13 protein-coding genes are annotated in these 17,845 nt (G+C 61.3%); 7 read left to right on the forward strand and 6 right to left on the reverse strand.

Annotated features, from left to right (window positions below; genetic code table 11):
• Positions 1-28: 28 nt before the first annotated feature.
• The 3 genes from GXB78_RS02255 to GXB78_RS02265 all read right to left on the reverse strand — a co-directional run bounded on the left by GXB78_RS02255 (position 29) and on the right by GXB78_RS02265 (position 4,836).
• A complete protein-coding gene (locus tag GXB78_RS02255; protein ID WP_329513974.1) occupies positions 29-838 on the reverse strand; it encodes an energy transducer TonB in 810 nt (269 codons plus the stop codon).
• Between the two features lie 271 nt (positions 839-1,109).
• Positions 1,110-2,453, reverse strand: a complete 1,344-nt coding sequence (locus tag GXB78_RS02260; protein ID WP_329513975.1) for an aryl-sulfate sulfotransferase — start codon at positions 2,451-2,453, stop codon at positions 1,110-1,112.
• A gap of 22 nt (positions 2,454-2,475) precedes the next feature.
• Positions 2,476-4,836: a TonB-dependent receptor gene (locus GXB78_RS02265; protein WP_329513976.1), complete on the reverse strand. Its 2,361-nt coding sequence runs from the start codon at positions 4,834-4,836 to the stop codon at positions 2,476-2,478.
• 165 nt (positions 4,837-5,001) lie between these two features.
• Between GXB78_RS02265 and GXB78_RS02270 the strand changes: the two genes are divergently transcribed.
• Both GXB78_RS02270 and GXB78_RS02275 read left to right on the forward strand, forming a co-directional pair.
• Positions 5,002-5,946, forward strand: a complete 945-nt coding sequence (locus tag GXB78_RS02270; RefSeq protein ID WP_329513977.1) for a LysR family transcriptional regulator — start codon at positions 5,002-5,004, stop codon at positions 5,944-5,946.
• Between the two features lie 177 nt (positions 5,947-6,123).
• On the forward strand, positions 6,124-7,740 hold the full coding sequence (locus GXB78_RS02275; RefSeq protein ID WP_329513978.1) for an alkaline phosphatase family protein: 1,617 nt from the start codon (positions 6,124-6,126) through the stop codon (positions 7,738-7,740).
• 107 nt (positions 7,741-7,847) lie between these two features.
• Here the strand turns inward: GXB78_RS02275 and GXB78_RS02280 are convergent, their stop codons facing one another.
• A complete protein-coding gene (locus tag GXB78_RS02280) occupies positions 7,848-8,768 on the reverse strand; it encodes a TauD/TfdA dioxygenase family protein (RefSeq protein ID WP_329513979.1) in 921 nt (306 codons plus the stop codon).
• Positions 8,769-8,950: 182 nt separating this feature from the next.
• Here GXB78_RS02280 and GXB78_RS02285 point away from each other — a divergent pair, with 182 nt between their 5' ends.
• Positions 8,951-9,871: a LysR family transcriptional regulator gene (locus tag GXB78_RS02285; protein WP_329513980.1), complete on the forward strand. Its 921-nt coding sequence runs from the start codon at positions 8,951-8,953 to the stop codon at positions 9,869-9,871.
• 101 nt (positions 9,872-9,972) lie between these two features.
• Here the strand turns inward: GXB78_RS02285 and GXB78_RS02290 are convergent, their stop codons facing one another.
• Positions 9,973-10,986: an ABC transporter substrate-binding protein gene (locus tag GXB78_RS02290; RefSeq protein ID WP_329513981.1), complete on the reverse strand. Its 1,014-nt coding sequence runs from the start codon at positions 10,984-10,986 to the stop codon at positions 9,973-9,975.
• A 396-nt stretch (positions 10,987-11,382) separates the two neighbouring features.
• Between GXB78_RS02290 and GXB78_RS02295 the strand changes: the two genes are divergently transcribed.
• From GXB78_RS02295 to GXB78_RS02305, 3 genes are read left to right on the forward strand one after another with little or no spacing between them, the layout of a single operon-like run.
• Positions 11,383-12,981, forward strand: coding sequence for an ABC transporter permease (locus tag GXB78_RS02295; protein WP_329513982.1), 1,599 nt, complete (start codon positions 11,383-11,385; stop codon positions 12,979-12,981).
• Positions 12,978-13,793, forward strand: coding sequence for an ABC transporter ATP-binding protein (locus GXB78_RS02300; protein ID WP_329513983.1), 816 nt, complete (start codon positions 12,978-12,980; stop codon positions 13,791-13,793). The genes GXB78_RS02295 and GXB78_RS02300 overlap by 4 nt, the downstream gene beginning before the upstream one ends.
• A gap of 14 nt (positions 13,794-13,807) precedes the next feature.
• The gene (locus GXB78_RS02305) at positions 13,808-15,418 is read left to right on the forward strand and encodes an arylsulfatase (RefSeq protein ID WP_329513984.1); all 1,611 of its coding nucleotides are present in this window, start codon (positions 13,808-13,810) and stop codon (positions 15,416-15,418) included.
• Positions 15,419-15,596: 178 nt separating this feature from the next.
• On the opposite strand, the gene GXB78_RS02310 is transcribed toward GXB78_RS02305, so the two are convergent.
• Positions 15,597-16,667, reverse strand: a complete 1,071-nt coding sequence (locus tag GXB78_RS02310) for a fatty acid desaturase (protein WP_329513985.1) — start codon at positions 16,665-16,667, stop codon at positions 15,597-15,599.
• Between the two features lie 100 nt (positions 16,668-16,767).
• Between GXB78_RS02310 and GXB78_RS02315 the strand changes: the two genes are divergently transcribed.
• Complete coding sequence (locus GXB78_RS02315) at positions 16,768-17,772, forward strand: AraC family transcriptional regulator (RefSeq protein ID WP_329513986.1); 1,005 nt, start codon at positions 16,768-16,770, stop codon at positions 17,770-17,772.
• Positions 17,773-17,845 lie beyond the last annotated feature (73 nt).

The raw sequence follows: 17,845 nt of genomic DNA on the forward strand, positions 1-17,845 counted from the left end.
AAACATTTCGCGCGAATTTGGTTTCGGTTTAATGAATCTTGAATTCGATGGGCACGCTGACCCAGCCGTCCTGAGCGACATCACCCTGCTTGGCCGGAACGAAACTCCAGCGCTTCACGGCATTGAGCGCAGCGTCGTCGAGCTGCTGGCGGCCGCTGCTTTTGGCAATCTGGATCTCACCCGGCTTGCCGCTGGCCAACACATGCACCCGCAGCAACACCGTGCCTTCCCAACCGCGACGCTGGGCCAGCGACGGATATTCCGGTGCCGGGTTTTTCAGGTACGCAGCGTTGGCTGACGCCGGGGTAACAGGCGCCGGTGCCGGTGGCGCAGGAGGCGCTGGCGCGGCGACCGGGGCCGCCGGTTTCGCTGGAGCTGGCGCTTGCTCCACCGGTTTGGGCGCGGGTTTGGGCGGCGCCTTGACCACCGGTTTGGGTTTGGCAATCGGCTTGGGTGGAGGGGGTTTCACTGCCAACTCGTCCTCCACTGGCGGTGGCGGTTCTACCACCGGTGCCGGTGGTGGCGGCACCACAACCGGTGGCGCTGGCGGAGCCGGACGCGAAAACTCGATGGTCATCGGCGGAATTTCCGGCGGTACCACCGGCAGCACCGGCGTCGGTTTCTGGCTGACCCAATAAATCACCGCGCCGTGCACGACCAACGCGAGCACACCGAGCAGAAGGGTTTCGCGCCGGCTCAAAATGCCCTTGGGTGCACGCTGCAAACGCAACTGCCCCAACGGCACCCGATGCGGCCGGCCAAGATCGACCAGTTCGCCACTCGGCGTGTGCCGCCACAGCAATTCCCCTGCGCTGGCGGCGGTCTGGACATTGCCCATTGTTCAACTCCCTGCGGTCTCTTTCGTTCTACTAGCCAAAGCGATCGACCCGCCATTCGTGAAGCCCCCACGGCGTAGTCGACGGGGCAATCATTGGGCCTGAACGCTTATCACCGAAAGTAATCTTTAAAGTTATGCATAGATCTGCATGGAATATACAAATCGGCCTTTTCCACCGAGGCCGCGCGCCACAAGGGCTACAGCGATCAGCGATAAACCCCATGCTTTTGCGGCATGAAAAGTATTCGCCCACGGCATCCGCCAGCGCCTCTCAACGACTGGCATTGGCTTGCTGAACGCCGATCGCGGGGGCGATTACCGCCGTCTCCGACCGTGGCGTACCGACCGGCACCCAGTCGTAGCTCACCGGCAGCGCTCGATACACCCAATTGCTGATCGCGTCCCCACCCGGCGCCTTGCCCAAATACGGGCTGACGTACTCCCAGACGTTTTCACCGCTGGCGGTTACCTGGAAAAACCGTCCGTTCATGCCTTCGTCGATCAACGTGTTGCCATTGGGCAACCGCCGCGCACTGCTGATGAACGAGCTGTAGAACGCCCAGCCCGGCTGTTTCGAATTGGCGGCGCTGTACTGCCAGACGATTTGATTTTTCTGCGGGTCGATTTCCAGCACCCGCGAGCCGGAGATCAAGCCAAGGGTGACGTTGGGATAGCCCGCCGAACCCTGGTTATCGAACACCAGCAGATTGCCGGCCCCAGGCAACCCGGCAGGGATGATGTGCGCATCGTGCTGGCCGACAAACTGATCGACCGGACGCGGTAGTTTCTGCGCGGTTTTCGGATTGATCAGCGGCAGATTCGGCCCGAGGCGCCAGACCACTTTGCCGCTGCTTTTGTCGATGATGGCGATGAAGTTGGCGTTGCGTGAATCGATCAACAGATTGTCCGGGCTGAAGCGCTTGTCACCGGCGTCAAACCACTTGTTCGGCCCGACCAGACTGAGGTTGTTGATGTGCAGGTAATCCGGATTGTCACTCGCGCGCACCAGTTTCAATTGCTCGGCAGTAAAGCCGAATTCGTTCAGATGATCCGAGGCCAGCCACTGCCATTTCACCGCGCCGTCGGGGCTGACTTCGTAGATCACATCATCGATGACTTCCGGCGACTTGAAGCCTTTGACCTTGTGCACCTTGTTCGCCAGCACCACGGTGTTGCCATTGCTCAAGCGGCGCTGATCGTGATGCTGCTGCGCCGCTCCACCCGGCGCTTTGTCGCCCCACTGCCAGACGACTTTGCCGTCCCAGTCGAGTTCGCCGACGCTCTGGTTGCCCAGACCATTGCCCGCCGAGCCGAGCTTGCCGGGGTCCTTGTCACTCAATTGCAGCAGCACATGGCCGCGTTTACCGCCGACCAGTTGCGGGTCGATGATCGCAGACGGGAAACCTGCCTGCGGCCAGGTCTTCACTTCGTTGCCGTTCATGTCGATCAGGTGCGTCTGTTTGTCGGCACCGCTGAAGATCACGTACTGGTTGAACGCCTTGTCCGGGTCATAACGGGTGACGCCAGTCGGGTACACGCTGGGCGCGGCGAAGGCGCCGCTGCTCAGGACTGCGCCGGATAACAGCAGGGGTATAGCGCTTTTGATGGGCAACATGGTGCAGCTCCTTGAAGGCAAATCAGAAGTCGTAGCGACCGGTAACGCCGAGGGTCCGTGGCGTGCCGAGCAGGCCCTCATAGCCGCCGTTGCCGCCGGTCCAGAGGGTCGTGTAGTAGGTCTTGTCGAAAGCGTTTTTCAGCCACAGCGAGACGTCCCACTGGCCTTGATTGAAATCGCCGCGCAGGCCGGTGGAGAAGTTGACCACCGCGTAGCTGGGGATCTGCCCGTAGTCGGAGTCCTCGACCGTGCCCACCGCTTTGGAGCGGAACGCATAGCTGCCGGTGACGTAGGGTTCGAAGCCGTTAGCCAGATTCCATTTGTATTCGCCGTTGGCGTTGCCGATCCATTTCGACGCGCCGACCACTTGATGGCCGCTGAGGTCGCAGGAGGCCGGTGCACCCGGGGCCTGGCTGACTTCCGGCGGGCACGGCGCATCCTTGTAGGACAGGTAGCTGACATCGTTGTACGAGCCGTTGAAATTCAGCGTCAGGCCACGCAGCGGCACCACGGTGCTTTCGAACTCGATGCCGCGTGAGCGTACCGAGCCGGCGTTGGTCAGGTATTGCACGCGGTTGGCGGCGTCATAGGCGTTGGTCTGGTAGGCGTTGACCTGGGTCCAGAACACGTTGGCGTTGAGTTGCAGGCGGTGATCCCACAAGGTGCTTTTGAAACCGAGTTCGGCGTTGTTCGCTCGCTCGGTGCCGATCAATAGCGAGTCGGCACCCGCGGTGGGCGCAGAGCCGACCGCGAGGTTGACCCCGCCGGATTTTTCGCCGTGGGAAAGGGTGGCGTAACCGAGCACGTCGTCGGTGACGCGGTAGCTCAGGTTGAGCAGTCCGGAGGGGCTGGAGCTGTACTGATTCAAGTCTCCGGAATCGTAGGCGCCGGCACGCCCGCGGCGCGCATTGGCTGCCGCGCCCGCCACCGCCACACCGCCGAGCGGCGCGTTGCGGCTGACCGAGGCGTTTTTCTCTTCGTAGGTGCCACGCACCCCGGCGGTGAAATCCAGGCGCTCGCTCAGGTGCCAGGTGCCTTGGGCAAACAGGGCGAAACTGTCGGTCCTGATATGCCCCTTGCCGACGCTGGTGACGTTGGCCAGGGCGCCGGCCGGCGTGCCGTTCCAGATGTCCGCTTGCGGGCCGTAGTAGGCGAAGGATTTGTTGTCCAGGTCCGAGCCGAAATAGTAGGCACCGACCACGTAATCGAAGAACTCGCCCTTGGGCGAGGCCAGGCGAAATTCCTGTGAATACTGTTTGTCTTCCACCGACACGCCGGCGTTGTAACTGGCCGGCACGTTGAGGCCGTCGTCATTGCGCGGGGTGAAATTCCAGAAGCGGTACGAGCTGATCGAAGTCAGGGTGAAGTCGCTCGGCAACGTCCAATTGGCCTCCACCGAAGTGCCGCCCTGATGCACGGTGACGTGCTGGTCGTTGTCGAGATTGACCTTGCGGTGCCGGCCGTTGACCAGCGTCGCCCCGGCCGCACTGGCCCGCGATTCATACAGATTGACGCCGTTGATGGTCGGCCCGGTGTTGTACAGCACGCGGGTGCCGGCGCTGGAATCTTCTTCGTTGTAATCGCCGATCCAGCGCAGATTGAAATCTTCGTTGGGCTTGAACAACAGCTGCGCGCGGAAGCCCTCGCGGGAGCCACCGTTGAGGTCGTGGCCGTCGTATTCGTTCTTGATGTCGCCGTCACTGCGCGTGCGGTAAGCAGAAAAGCGCCCGGCCAACTGATCATTGAGCGGCCCGGAAATGGTGCCCTTGGTCTGGAAATAACCGTCCTCGCCGACCGAAGTTTCGATGCTGCGCTCAGGCGTGAACGTTGGCGCGCGGGTACTGATGTTGATGACCCCGGCGGTGGTGTTCTTGCCGAACAGCGTGCCCTGCGGACCGCGCAGAACTTCGAGCTGCTCGATGTCCATCAGATCGAACACCGCCATCCCCGGACGGCCCAGATAGACGTTGTCGATGTACAGACCTACGCTGCCTTCCAGACCATCACTGGCCGGGTTGTTGCCCAGGCCACGGATCGACACGCTGGACTGGCGCGCATGCATGTAGGCGACGTTGACGCTGGGCACCAGTTGCTGCAGATCCTGAATCCGATAAACCCGTTGCGTCTCCAGATTCTGCCCACTGACCACACTCATCGGCGTCGGCACATCTTGCGAGCTTTCTTCACGACGGCGGGTGGTGACGGTCACCGTTTCCAGCTGCGAACCATTGGCCGCCGCTGTGCCTGCCGGGACCGGCGCCGGGGCTTCCGATTCGGCGGCATAACCGTGAGTCCAACTGGCGCTGCCTGCCAGCAAAAGCGCCAAAGGCAGGCGTTTGAGCCATCGGGGTGATGGGGGGGACGCAAGGTTCAACGGACTCATGGCGCGGCTCCTGGTCAAAAAACACACAGACATCTACAGCGCTGCATATTCTTTTAAGTTATTTATTTATGGATTTACGAATATTTACTGCATAAGAGATTGCCTTTATAAGGAGTCGACCTAATGCATATCCAATGCATTTCCCGGATATTTTTTATGTGAAAAATGCATATCGACTTGCGCCAACTTCGTCACTTCATCGCTCTGGCTGAACAACGCAGCTTCGTCGCTGGCGCGCAGGCGGTGAACCTGTCGCAGTCAGCATTCAGCCGTAGCATTCAGGCGCTGGAACACAGCGTCGGCTGCCAGTTGGTCGATCGTGGGCGCAAGGAATTGCCGCCGACCAAACAGGGCCAGGTCCTGCTCGAACATGCGCGGCGACTGGTCAGCGGTGCGCAGCAGATGGCCAACGAGATCAGCCAGTTCAACGGCCTCGAAGCCGGGGAGTTGCGCTTTGGTTGCGGGCCGGCACCGGCGGCCGGATTGATCCCGCGCGCAATCGGCGCCTTCATTGGCCGCTACCCGAAAGCACGGGTGCAGTTTCAGGTCGATGACTGGCAGAGCCTGAGCAAACGCCTGCTCAGCGAAGAGTTCGAATTCTTCGTCGCCGACACCCGGCAGTTCGAGGCGGATCCGGATTACCAGACCCACCGCTTGCGGGCGCGCAAATGGCATTTCTGCTGCCGCGCCGGGCATCCATTGACGGCGTTTGAACGAATCACCGCCGAACAGTTGATGAGTTATCCACTGGCGGTGAGCATCCGCCCGCCGAATCTGCGCAAGGTCATCGTCGACCTCAGCGGTCGCCCGGATTTCACCCCGAATGTGGAGTGCGAAAACGGCTCTAGTCTGTTGAGTGTGGTGTTGCGATCAGAGGCAATCGGGATTGTCGGCGCGTATTCCGATGCGCTGCATCTGGCCAAGGGTGAGCTGGTCTGCTTGAAGATCGAAGGCCTGGCCGATGATCTCGAGGAGCTGTACACCCGCTATGGGATTGTCAGCCGCGCCGGGTATCGGCTGTCACCGTTGGCCGAAGCGATGATCGAGCAGATCAAGGCGATCGATGCGGTGGATGATGAGGTGTGCTCGCTGGAGAATTTTGCTGTCTGAGCTGCCCCTTCGCGAGCAGGCTCGCTCCCACAGAATTACGCATTTCAAATGTGGGAGCGAGCCTGCTCGCGAAGAGGCTGATGCAATCCCTGCATAAACCCCATTCCCCAAATGCACTTGCCGAACACCCCACGCGACAGCGAAAACCCTCACCTGTCCCACTGACCGGTGAACCCCATGTCCACTCCTCCCAACCCCGTGCGCAACGTGCTGTACATCATGTGCGATCAACTGCGCCGCGATTACCTGTCCTGCTATGGCCACCCGCATCTGCACACGCCGAACATCGATCGTCTCGCTGCCGAAGGCGTTCGTTTCAGCCGTGCCTACACCCAAGGCACGATCTGCGGCCCGTCGCGGATGTCGGCCTATACCGGGCGTTATGTCAGCAGCCATCAAGTGGCCTGGAACGCCGTGCCCTTGCCGCTGGATGAACTGACGATCGGCGATTACCTGCGGCCTCACGGCATCCGCACCGCGCTGGTCGGCAAGACCCACGCCACGGCCAATGTCGACGCCTTGCAGCGCCTGGAGATCAACCCGCAAAGCGCGCAAGCCGAGTTGCTCAACGAGGTCGGATTCGAACCGTACCTGCGCCACGACGGCATCTACCCCGACGATCCTTTATTCGACGACAAGCGCGAATCCGCGCCCTACACCCACTATCTGCGCGAACACGGCTTCGACGGCCGCAATCCCTGGCACGACTGGGCGAACGCCGCCGAAGGCGAGCACGGTGAAATCCTCAGCGGCTGGAAAATGCGTCATGCGAATTTGCCAGCACGAATTCCCGAGCAACACTCCGAGACTGTCTACACTACAAATCGCGCCATCGACTTCATCGCTGAGCAAGGCGAAAAAGCCTGGTGTTTGCACCTCTCGTACATCAAACCGCACTGGCCCTACATCGTACCGTCGCCATACCACGCCTTGTACAGTACGAAATCGGTTCTTCAACCGGTCCGCGCGACGCCCTCTGAAGCCAGCAAACACCCCGTATATGCTGCCTTTCGCCAGCATGAGGAAAGCCTCAACTTTTCCAGCGACTCAGTACGATTGAATGTAATCCCCACCTACATGGGGCTGATCAAGCAAGTGGATGATCAGTTGGGGCGGTTGTTCGACTTTTTGCAGAGCGTCGGGCGCTGGGATGACACGTTGATCGTTTTCACCAGCGATCACGGCGACTTCCTTGGCGATCATTGGCTGGGCGAGAAGGAGTTTTTGCTCGAGCAGGCAGTGGGCGTGCCGTTGATCGTGCGCGACCCTCGGCCGGCGGCGGACGTCACCCGTGGCACTGTCGATGCTCGGCTCGCGGAGACCATCGATGCGTTGCCGACGCTTCTTCAAGCGCTGGGATTACCGGGTGCGGAACACCGGCTCGAAGGGCGCTCACTGATCCCGCTGCTGCACGGGGAAAATCCCGATTGGCGCCGTTATGCGATCAGCGAGTACGACTACGCCTTTCAGGCCCCGGCGCGGGAACGATTGGCCCAGCCGATCGACCGTTGCCGCATGACCATGGTGCGCAGCGAGCGCTGGAAATACCTGGCGTACGATGGCTTTCGACCGCAGCTGTTTGATCTGTTGAATGACCCGCAGGAGCTGCGCGATCTGGGTGAAGATCCGGCTTGTGCGGCGGTGCGCGAGGAGCACGCGGGGTATCTGTTTGAGTGGGTGCGGGGGTTGAAGCGGCGTACGACGATCAGCCATCAGGAGATCGACTTGCGCGGGCAGCGGTTTCGTTATGGAGAGCCTGAAAGCGAGAAGATCGTTCAGATCGGAGTGTGGTGAAAGCTCTTCGCGAGCAGGCTCGCTCCCACAGGGATTGGCGTCGATCACATCCGTTGTGTCCGGCACTAACCCATTGTGGGAGCGAGCCTGCTCGCGAAGAGGCCCGATCAGACGCCGACGATATCCGCGCCTTTGATGGTCTGGCTGCGCTGCCCATTCACCCCCACCGGCACCTCGCCCCTGAGCGTCACTCGACGCACCACGCGATCCTGGGTGCCGTAATCATCAATCGCGTAATGCTGCGTCGAGCGGTTGTCCCAGATCGCCACATCACCGGCCTGCCAGCGCCAGCGCACGGTGTTTTCCTGGCGGATCACGTGGCTTTGCAACAAGCCGAACAGGTGCGCCGAGTCCGCCTGCGAATAACCTTTGATGCGTTTGACGAAATGCCCCAGCAGCAGGCTCTTTTCGCCGCTGATCGGGTGCACGCGCACCACCGGATGCTCGGTCTCGTAAACCGTCGAAGTGAAAACTTTACGGTAGCGCTCCAGCTTCTCCGCCGAGACGTCCGGCTTCGCCCCGGCATAGTCGTACTCGTTGCTATGCACGGCGGTGAGTTTGTCGGCGAGTTCACGCAGCTCGGCCGGCAAGCCGCTGTACGCCGTCGCGGTGTTGGCCCACAGCGTATCGCCGCCGTATGCCGGGGCGACCACCGAGCGCAGGATCGAGGCTTTCGGGTAGGCGTCGACGAACGTCACGTCGGTGTGCCAGGAATTGGCGCGCTGACCTTCGGCGCCGTCCAGCTCGAGCAGATAACGGGTGCCTTCGCGCGACGGCACGGTCGGGTGCGCCACCGGTTCGCCGAGGAGATGGGCGAAGGCTTCCTGACGCTGATCGTCGAGTTGCGTCTGCTCGCGGAAGAACAGCACTTTGTATTCGACCAGCGCTTGTTGAATCGCTTCGACAGTCGCGGCGTCCAGCTCACCGGACAGGTGCACGCCGCGGATTTCGGCACCGATACGCCCGGCTACAGGGTGAATTTGCAACGCGTGAGAAACGGCTTTTACGGCGAGTGCGGCATTGCTCATGGGAAGACCCTCATCGACTGCTTGCGGTTTTGACGGCAGCGAAACAACGCTCTATCTATATTCCATTTACATCTAATAGATATTCACATGCTTCGTTGACGGAATAAGAGCTTGCATTTAAAACCTCAAGCAACCCTCGTCGCAAATGCCTTCGAGCTATTTTTAGGATGCCGGAAAAGCATATGGATCTTCGCCAGTTGCGCTACTTCATTGCCCTCAACGAACACCGCAGTTTTGTCCGCGCGGCAGACGCCATGGGCATCACTCAACCGGCGTTCAGCCGCAGCATTCAGGGGCTGGAGCAGGAGTTCGGCTGCGTGCTGGTCGATCGCGGCAACAAGGATCTGCGCCCGACTCCCGAAGGCCAGGTAGTGCTGCAACACGCCCTGAGCCTGGTGCAGGGCGCGGCGTTGCTCAGCGCCGAAGTGACGCAGATGACCAAGCTCGACGCCGGTGAAGTGCACTTCGGCTGCGGTCCGGCGCCGGCGGTGAAACTGGTGCCGGATGCAGTGGCGCAATTCATCAATGCGCACCCGAAAGTGCGTACCTGTTTTCAGGTGGATAACTGGGAAAAACTCAGCCGTGCGCTGAGCCGCGAAGAGATCGAATTCTTCATCGCCGACATTCGTCATTTCGAGTCCGACCCGAATTTCCAGACCCAACCGCTGACGCCCAAGCGCGGCGTATTTTTCTGCCGGCCAGGGCATCCGTTGCTGGCCAAGGAAAGCCTGTCGACCAACGACATGTTCGACTACCCGCTGGCCGCCACGCTGATCCCGCCGGGCATTCGCAAGCTGCTGGCGAACCTCAGCGGGCGCATCGATTTCTCGCCGACCATCGAGACCGAGCACTTTCCGGCGCTGGTCAAAGTGGTGCTGCAATCCAATGCGATCGGCGTCGGTACGCAAGAGGCGTTTGTCGAGGATGTCGCCAAGGGTTCGCTAGCGTTGTTGCACTGGCGCAACCTGCCGCAGAACCTCGAAAGCATGAACGCGCGTTGCGGCATCGTCAGCCGTACCGGGTTCCGGCTGTCGCCAGCGGCCAGGGCGATGATCGAGACGCTGGTGGCGGTGGATCGGCAGGACGTTAGCGTCGCTGTCTGAAACCCCTTCGCGAGCAGGCTCGCTCCCACACTGGAACTGTGCACATATCCAAATGTGGGAGCGAGCCTGCTCGCGAAGAGGTCAGCGAAGACGCTGGAGATCTAAAGCTTGGCGGCTGAGAGCCCAGGCGCCACCCAATCGCTGACCTTGAACGGTTTGCGAATCAGCTTCTGCTGCGCCGCCAGGTCGACCTTTTCCTGCAAACCGCTCAAGAACACCGGATCCAGCGTCGATGGGAAAATTTCGCTCAGATTCTGGTCCTTCAGATCCTGAGCAAGAATCACCGGCGGATAACTCGCCAGCCCCGACACCAACTGCACATAGGCGTCCTTGTTGCTGTCCTGAGTCAGCCACTCGACCGCCTGCTGCTGCGCCTTGAGCAGCTTCGCGATGACCTCAGGATGGGTGTCGACGAACTTGCCATTGCCCAGCAAAACCGCCTGCACGCTGCCGGCGCCGCCAAGGTCCTTGGTGTTCAGCGGCAACTCGGCAAGGCCTTTGGCTTGCAAGGCACTCAGGGCGGAGCTGCCCCACGAGGCATCGATCTGCCTGGCCGCGAGTGCCGAGACTGCGGCGTTGAAATCCAGGTTGATGACCTTCACGTCCTTCTCGCTGAGGCCCTGACTGGCCAGCGCCGCATCGAACGACAGCTGCGTCGCCGTACCGCGGAAGATCGCCACGCGCTTGCCCTTGAGATCCTGCAGGGCCTTGATCCCCGAGCCCGGCACCACGCCGAGGTATTGCTTGACCCCGCGCGCCGTGGCGCTGAGCAGGCGTGTGTCGAGACCGTTGGACTTGCCGATGATCGCGGCAAGGTCACCCAGATACGCCAGATCGACCTGACCGTTGGCAAACGCCTCATTGATCACCGGCCCGGCGCCCTTGAAGAAACTCCACTGAATCTTGATGCCCTGCTCGGCAAAGGCCTTTTCGAAAATCTGCTGGTCGCGCAGCACATCGACGATACCGCCGCCGCTGTGCTGCGTACCGGCGCTGAGGTCGGGCACGGCGATGCGGATTTCCTTGAGCTCTTCGGCTTGGGCATTGAGCGCGAGAACGCCTGCAAGCGCAGGGACGGCCAACAGGCTGAGGATTCGTTTGAAGGGAAGGTTCATGGGTGCGGCTCCTTGATCGCTGAGGAGCCGAAGGTAGGCTGGTTGGCTACATTCGCTTAAATACTAAAAATGCACATTTTTATATCTGTATGAGCTAAGCAAGGGGTTGTGCGGCTTGCAGCGCGATATGCATTACCAGCATCGAAAATATTCTTCGAATGCATTGGATGCGCGTAAGCAGGCAAGCCTTAAATGGATTCGCTTATCTCCCGATAGCATCTAACGCAACTCTGTTAGATCAGTTTCATATATGACGAAACCCAATGAGGGAGCGAGCCTGCTCGCGAAGAGGCCACGCCAGCCGCCATCAATGCTGCCTAAAACAGCCATTTCGCGAGCAGGCTCGCTCCCACATGAAAAGCGGTTCGCCATGCAACCCGACAACGGAGGTCACCCATGGCCCGTCAATCCCTGCTCAGCCTGCCGCTGGCCGCGCCGCCGCTGAAAAGCCGCCGCTCCTGGCCAAGTCTGAGCCAACGCCTGCTGCCTTGGCTGCTGCCCGTCAGCCTGTTCGCCCTGTGGTGGCTGGCCGCGCGCAATCAGTGGATGAGCGAGCAGATCCTGCCGGCACCATCGCTAGTGTTGAGCAGTGCCGTGGAACTGGCGCAAGGCGAGTTGTGGAGCCATTTGTGGATCAGCCTGCAACGGTTGTTCTGGGGCTTGCTGGCAGGCGTTTCGGCCGGCGCTGTACTCGGCGCCGCACTGGGTTTCAGCCGACGTCTGGAGCGATTGGTTTTTCCGACTTTCGCCGGGTTGGCGCAGGTGCCGACGCTGGCATGGATTCCGCTGTTCATGGTGTTCTTCGGCATCGGCGAAGTGCTGAAACTGGTAGTGCTGATCAAGGCCATTGTGGTGCCGGTAACCCTGCACACGCTGGTAGGTGTGCGCGACGCGCAACCGAAACTGCGCGAAGCCGCCGCCGTGTTGCGCCTGCCGCCGCTTCTGCTGATTCGGCGTCTGGTGCTCCCAGCGGCGCTGCCGGCGTTCATGGCCGGTGTACGCCTGGCACTTGCCGCCGGCTGGACCTCGTTGCTGGCGGTCGAGCTGCTGGCCTCCAGTGAAGGCATCGGCTATCTGATGGTCTGGGCGCGGCAGCTGTTCATGCTCGACATCGTGTTCGTGTGCATCGTGATCATCGGTCTGCTCGGCGTGGCGATGGATCGCGGCATCGGCCTGCTCGACCGCAAACTGGCGCACTGGCCGCACCCGGCCACCGCGCAAATCACTCGCGGCCCGCGCTATCAGGGCTGGCAACGTCTGCAACCGTGGCTGCTGCCGCTGGGCTTGTTGGCGCTTTGGCAATTGGCCAATGATCAACAGTGGGTCGACGCAAATATTCTGGTCAGCCCTGCGGCTGTGCTGAGCACGACATGGGACGGACTGCTCGACGGCACGCTGGTCAGCGGCATGGCACTGAGCCTGAGCCGCACCCTCGGTGGCCTGCTGATCGGTGGCGGCCTCGGTTTCGCCCTGGGCTTGCTCCTCGGCCTGTCGCGTTTCAGCGAACGCCTGCTCGGCCCGACGCTCGCCGCACTGCGGCAGATCGCGATTTTCGCCTGGGTGCCGCTGCTCACTGCATGGTTCGGCCTCGGCGAACTCGCCAAGTGGGTGTTCGTCGCGCTTGCCGCGTTCTTCCCGCTGTTCATTGCCACCCAGCGCAGCGTCGCCAACCTGTCGCCGCAACTCAACGAGGCCGCGCAAGTGCTGCGCCTGAACCTCGGCCAGCGTCTGCGTCGACTGGTGCTGCCGGGCGCTGCGCCGGGGATTTTCGCCGGGCTGCGACTGAGCCTGATCTACGCCTGGCTCGGCACCATCGGCGCTGAATATTTCATGCCGTCCAATGGCGGCATCGGCAGCCAGATGATCGGCGCGCAACAGTTGCTGCGCATGGATCTGATCATGGCCGGCATGCTGCTGGTCGGCCTCACTGGCGCCCTGCTCAACCTGATCGGCCAACGCCTGGAAATTCGCGCGACCCGCTGGAGACACGCATGAACGCACCGATTGTCAGCTTCAATCACGTAGGCAAATCCTTCGCCGTCAACGGCTTCGAACTGGAGGCGATCCGTGAATTCAACCTCGACATCGCCGAGGGCGAATTCGTCGCCATTGTCGGTTCCAGCGGCTGTGGCAAATCCACCCTGCTGCGTTTGCTGGTCGGCCTCGACACCGAGTTTCGCGGGCAGATCAGCGTCGATGGCAAAGCCGTCAGCGGCATCGGCGGCGAGCGCGGCATCGTCTTTCAGGAACATCGTCTGTTCCCTTGGCTGACGGTCGCCGACAACATCGGCCTGGGCCTGGTCAATGAACCCCTGAGCGGAGCGCAGAAACAACAACGCATCAAGGATTTCATCGAACTGGTCGGCCTCAGCGATTTCACCGAGGCCTATCCGCATCAGCTTTCTGGCGGCATGGCGCAGCGCGTGGCGATCGCTCGCGGCCTCGTCGCCAGCCCACGCATCCTGCTGCTCGACGAACCCTTCGGCGCCCTCGATGCACTGACTCGCCAGCAGATGCAGGACGAGCTGCTGGCGATCCGCGAACGGGCAAAGATCACCACGATTCTAGTGACCCACGATGTCGAGGAAGCGATTTTTCTCGCCGACAGGGTGGTGGTGATGGAGCCGCGTCCGGGGCGGATCAAGCAAGTGGTCGACATCGCCTTGCCGCACCCGCGTCAGCGCAGCGGTTACGACTTCCATCAGTTGCGCGAAGAACTGCTGCACGAATTGACCAGTGATGACCATTACCAACCGAGCGCAGCGGTGCAGATCCGCGATCTGCCGCTGACGTTCATTGCCTGCTGAACAGGAGTTTCGCGATGCCGCAACGTCCCAACTTTCTGCTGATCCTCGCCGACGATCTAGGCTTTTCCGACATCGGTGCGTTCGGCGGTGAAATCGCTACGCCGAACCTCGATGCGCTGGCTCACAACGGCCTGCGTCTGACCGATTTTCACACCGCACCGACCTGCTCGCCGACGCGCTCGATGTTGCTGACCGGCACCGACCACCACATCGCCGGCATCGGCACCATGGCCGAAGCGTTGACCCCGGAACTGATCGGCAAGCCCGGTTACGAGGGCTACCTCAATGACCGCGTCGTCGCCCTGCCCGAGCTGCTGCGCGAGGCCGGTTATCAAACCTTGATGTGCGGCAAATGGCACCTCGGCCTGAAGGCCGAACTGGCGCCCCATGCGCGCGGCTTCGAGCGCTCGTTTTCACTGTTGCCGGGCGCTGCAAACCACTATGGTTTCGAGCCGACCTACGATGAGCAGACGCCGGGGCTGCTGAAATCCACCCCGGCGCTGTACATCGAGGACGATCAGTTTGTTGAAGAGTTGCCCAAGGACTTCTATTCCTCCGACGGCTTCGGCGACAAGCTGCTGCAGTACCTCAAGGAACGCGATCAGACCCGGCCGTTCTTCGCCTATCTGCCCTTCTCCGCGCCGCACTGGCCGTTGCAAGCGCCTGCCGACATCGTTGAAAAATACCGTGGCCGTTACGACGCCGGCCCGGAAGTGCTGCGCCTCGAGCGCCTGGAAAAACTCAAGGCACTGGGCCTGATCGAGGCAGACGTCGAGCCGCATCCGCTGATTCAACTCAGCGCACAGTGGGACGCCTTGAGCGACGAGCAAAAGCAGATTTCCGCACGTGCCATGGAGGTCTACGCGGCGATGGTCGAGCGCATGGACTGGAACATCGGCCGTGTGGTCGATTATTTGCGCCAGCAGGGCCAACTCGATAACACCTTCATCCTGTTCATGTCCGATAACGGTGCAGAAGGCGCGCTGCTGGAAGCGTTCCCCAAGTTCGGTCCGGAGCTGATGACCTACCTGAACCAGCATTACGACAACAGCCTCGACAACATTGGCCGGGCCAATTCCTACGTCTGGTACGGGCCGAACTGGGCGCAGGTGGCGACCGCGCCATCGCGCTTGTTCAAAGCCTTCACCACTGAAGGCGGGATCCGCGTGCCGGCGCTGCTGCACTATCCGCAGCTGCCGCTCAAAGGGCAGATCAGCCATGGTTTCGGCACGGTGATGGACATCACCCCGACCATCCTCGATCTGGCTGGCGTGCGGCATCCGGGCAAACAGTGGAAAGGCAAAGCGGTGGCTCCACTGCGGGGTAAATCGTGGCTGGGCTTTTTGTCCGGCGAGACTGCGCAGGTGCATGACGAGAACACGGTGACAGGGTGGGAATTGTTCGGACGGCGGGCGATTCGTCAGGGCTCATGGAAAGCGGTGTTCATTCCCGGGCCGGTCGGGCCGGCGACTTGGCAGCTTTATGATCTGGCGAGCGATCCGGGGGAGATTCATGACCTGGCGTCCAGTCAGCCGGACAAGCTCAGTGCGTTGATCGGGCATTGGCAGCGGTATGTCGAGGAGACCGGAGTGATCCTCAGTGCTTCGCCGTTTCAGCCGGATTGAAGCAAGATCAAAAGCACCCCTCACCCCAGCCCTCTCCCTAAGGGAGAGGGGGAAAGGGAGCAGATCTGCATGTTATTCAAACCTGAGTTCGGCTCGAATTTTCAGGTCGATGAATGAAGCATGAACACCTCGGTCAGTCCCCTCTCCCTTGGGAGAGGGTTAGGGTGAGGGGCATCTGTCAGGCCTCCACCACTTTCCCGGACACCACCTCTTCGTCCCTGCGAACAAACCGGTTCGCCCGGCCAAACGTGCCGAAATCATTGAAGCGCACGCCCATCTCGCGCATCACCTTGTGCGCAACCGGCACAGTCATCTGACGAATGTAAAACGGCTCCTTGACCACGAAATGATGAATCCCGTGACTGCTGCCGAAGTTGAAGCAGAACGCCTGCAATGGCCACAACCACCACGGGTTCAGCACCTGGCATTGCTGCAGCACATTGCCCGGTTCGACGTCACCGTAGTAATGCATGTTCGAGCTGATGAAATGCAGGCAAAAAGTGCGCAGCACGTTCGGGCCGATGATCACCACGGCGGCGATATCGATCACCTGCATTACCGCCAGCGTAGTGGCCGACCACTCGATTGGCGAGCCCAGCAAATAGGCGATGCCGTTGGCCGCCTGAAAGCCGAGAAACACATACCACGCGCCCCAGTGCAGCAGCGCCAACGGTGCGTAGACCTTGAGCACGCGTTTGCCGATGCTCAGCTTGTGCGCCCAGGTTTTGGCCCGCAGCAGGCGGATGAACGCCGACATGAGGTTGTCGCCCACCATCAACAGCCGCGCAAAACCCCAAGGCTCGCCGTTGGTGATCGCGCGCTCTTCCATGTCGGCTTCGGTGCCGGACACCTTGTGATGGTTGAGGTGCAGATGACGACGGATCCACGGGTTGATCGTGCTCGGCCGCGCCAGCCAGACCAGGCCCATCATCAGGTTGTGCGGCACGCGCTGCTTGCGGAAATACATGCTGTGGATCAGGTCGTGCTCAAGCTCATGCGTCAGCGAGGCGAAAAACCCGTTGAGCAGCAGGCACACCCACCAGGCCATATGGCCGCTGATGTACAGCGCCGCCGACCCGATCATCCCAGCCAGCGCGAACGCCAGAATCCCCGCACCCAGTGCATCCTGATACTGAAGAATCGGATAGCGCTTACGCAATTGCGCGCCTTTGGCCAGCACCACCTGGCGAATATGCGCCGAGCGCTGCGCCGCATTCAGTCGTTCAGGGCTTGCAGAAGTACCGTCCATGCTTCCATCCTCCGGTCTAAGATGTGTGCATCGTGCCTCGCCGGGGCTTGAACCGCGCTAGCCAAGAACGCCAACCTGTTGACCGGACGCGCCAATCAGCATGAAGGAACCGACCTCCCTCGCCAGCTGGACCCGTGCCCTGCGCAAGCAACTCGACGCGCTGGGGCTGGACAGCCTCGCCCTGTGCCAACAGGCCGGGCTCGACCCGACGCTGATGGACGACCCCAACGCGCGCTATCCATTGTCCGCCACCACGCGTCTGTGGGCACTCGCCGTTGAGGCCAGCGGCGATCCGGCGCTGGGCTTGCGCGTGTCGCGGTTCGTCAGCCCGACCACCTTCCACGCGCTCGGTTATGCACTGGTGGCCAGCGGCAGTTTGCGTGAGGTGTTCGAGCGCATCGTGCGTTATCACCCGGTGGTCAGCGATGCGCTGGAGCTGGAACTGAGCCGCCGCGACGACCGCTATCAATTCCGCCTGAAAATCCCGCCCGGCAACCCGGCGCCGGCCTTCGAAGCCATCGACGCCTTCGCAGCGATCTACGTGCGCACCTGCCGCAATCGCCTCGGCCGAGACTATGCACCGCTGGCGGTGTACTTGCGTCGCCCGGAACCGAATGACGCCCAGCAATGGCACAAAGTCCTCCGCGCGCCGGTGTATTTTTCCGCCGCCGAAGACCGCCTGGAATTCGCCCTCAGCGACTTCGACAGCCACCTCGATGACGCCAACCCGGAACTGGCCGAACACAACGAAGCCGTACTCAAACGCACCCTCGCCCAGCTCAAACCGCTGACCTGGGAACGCAAAGTGCGCGATGCCATTGAAGAACAATTGCCCGAAGGCGAACCGAGTGCCGAACGCATCGCCCAAGCCTTGCACCTGAGCCTGCGCAGCCTGCAACGGCATCTGGCGGATGAGGGTTGCCGCTTCGACACCCTGCTCAACGAAAGCCGCGAAAACCTCGCGCTGCTGCACCTGCGTGATCCGCAGTGTTCGTTGAGTGAAGTCAGCTATCTGCTGGGCTTCGCCGACACCAGCAGCTTCAGCCGCGCGTTCAAGCGCTGGACGGGGATGACCCCGGGGCAGTTTCGGGATGGCTTGCGTTGAGCTGAAATCACCGTTGTTTGATCCGGCGCCATCGCGAGCAGGCTCGCTCCCACAGTTGGAATGCGTTTTCCTT

It is taken from the genome of Pseudomonas moraviensis subsp. stanleyae, assembly GCF_036283065.1.
GTDB lineage: Bacteria > Pseudomonadota > Gammaproteobacteria > Pseudomonadales > Pseudomonadaceae > Aquipseudomonas > Aquipseudomonas stanleyae.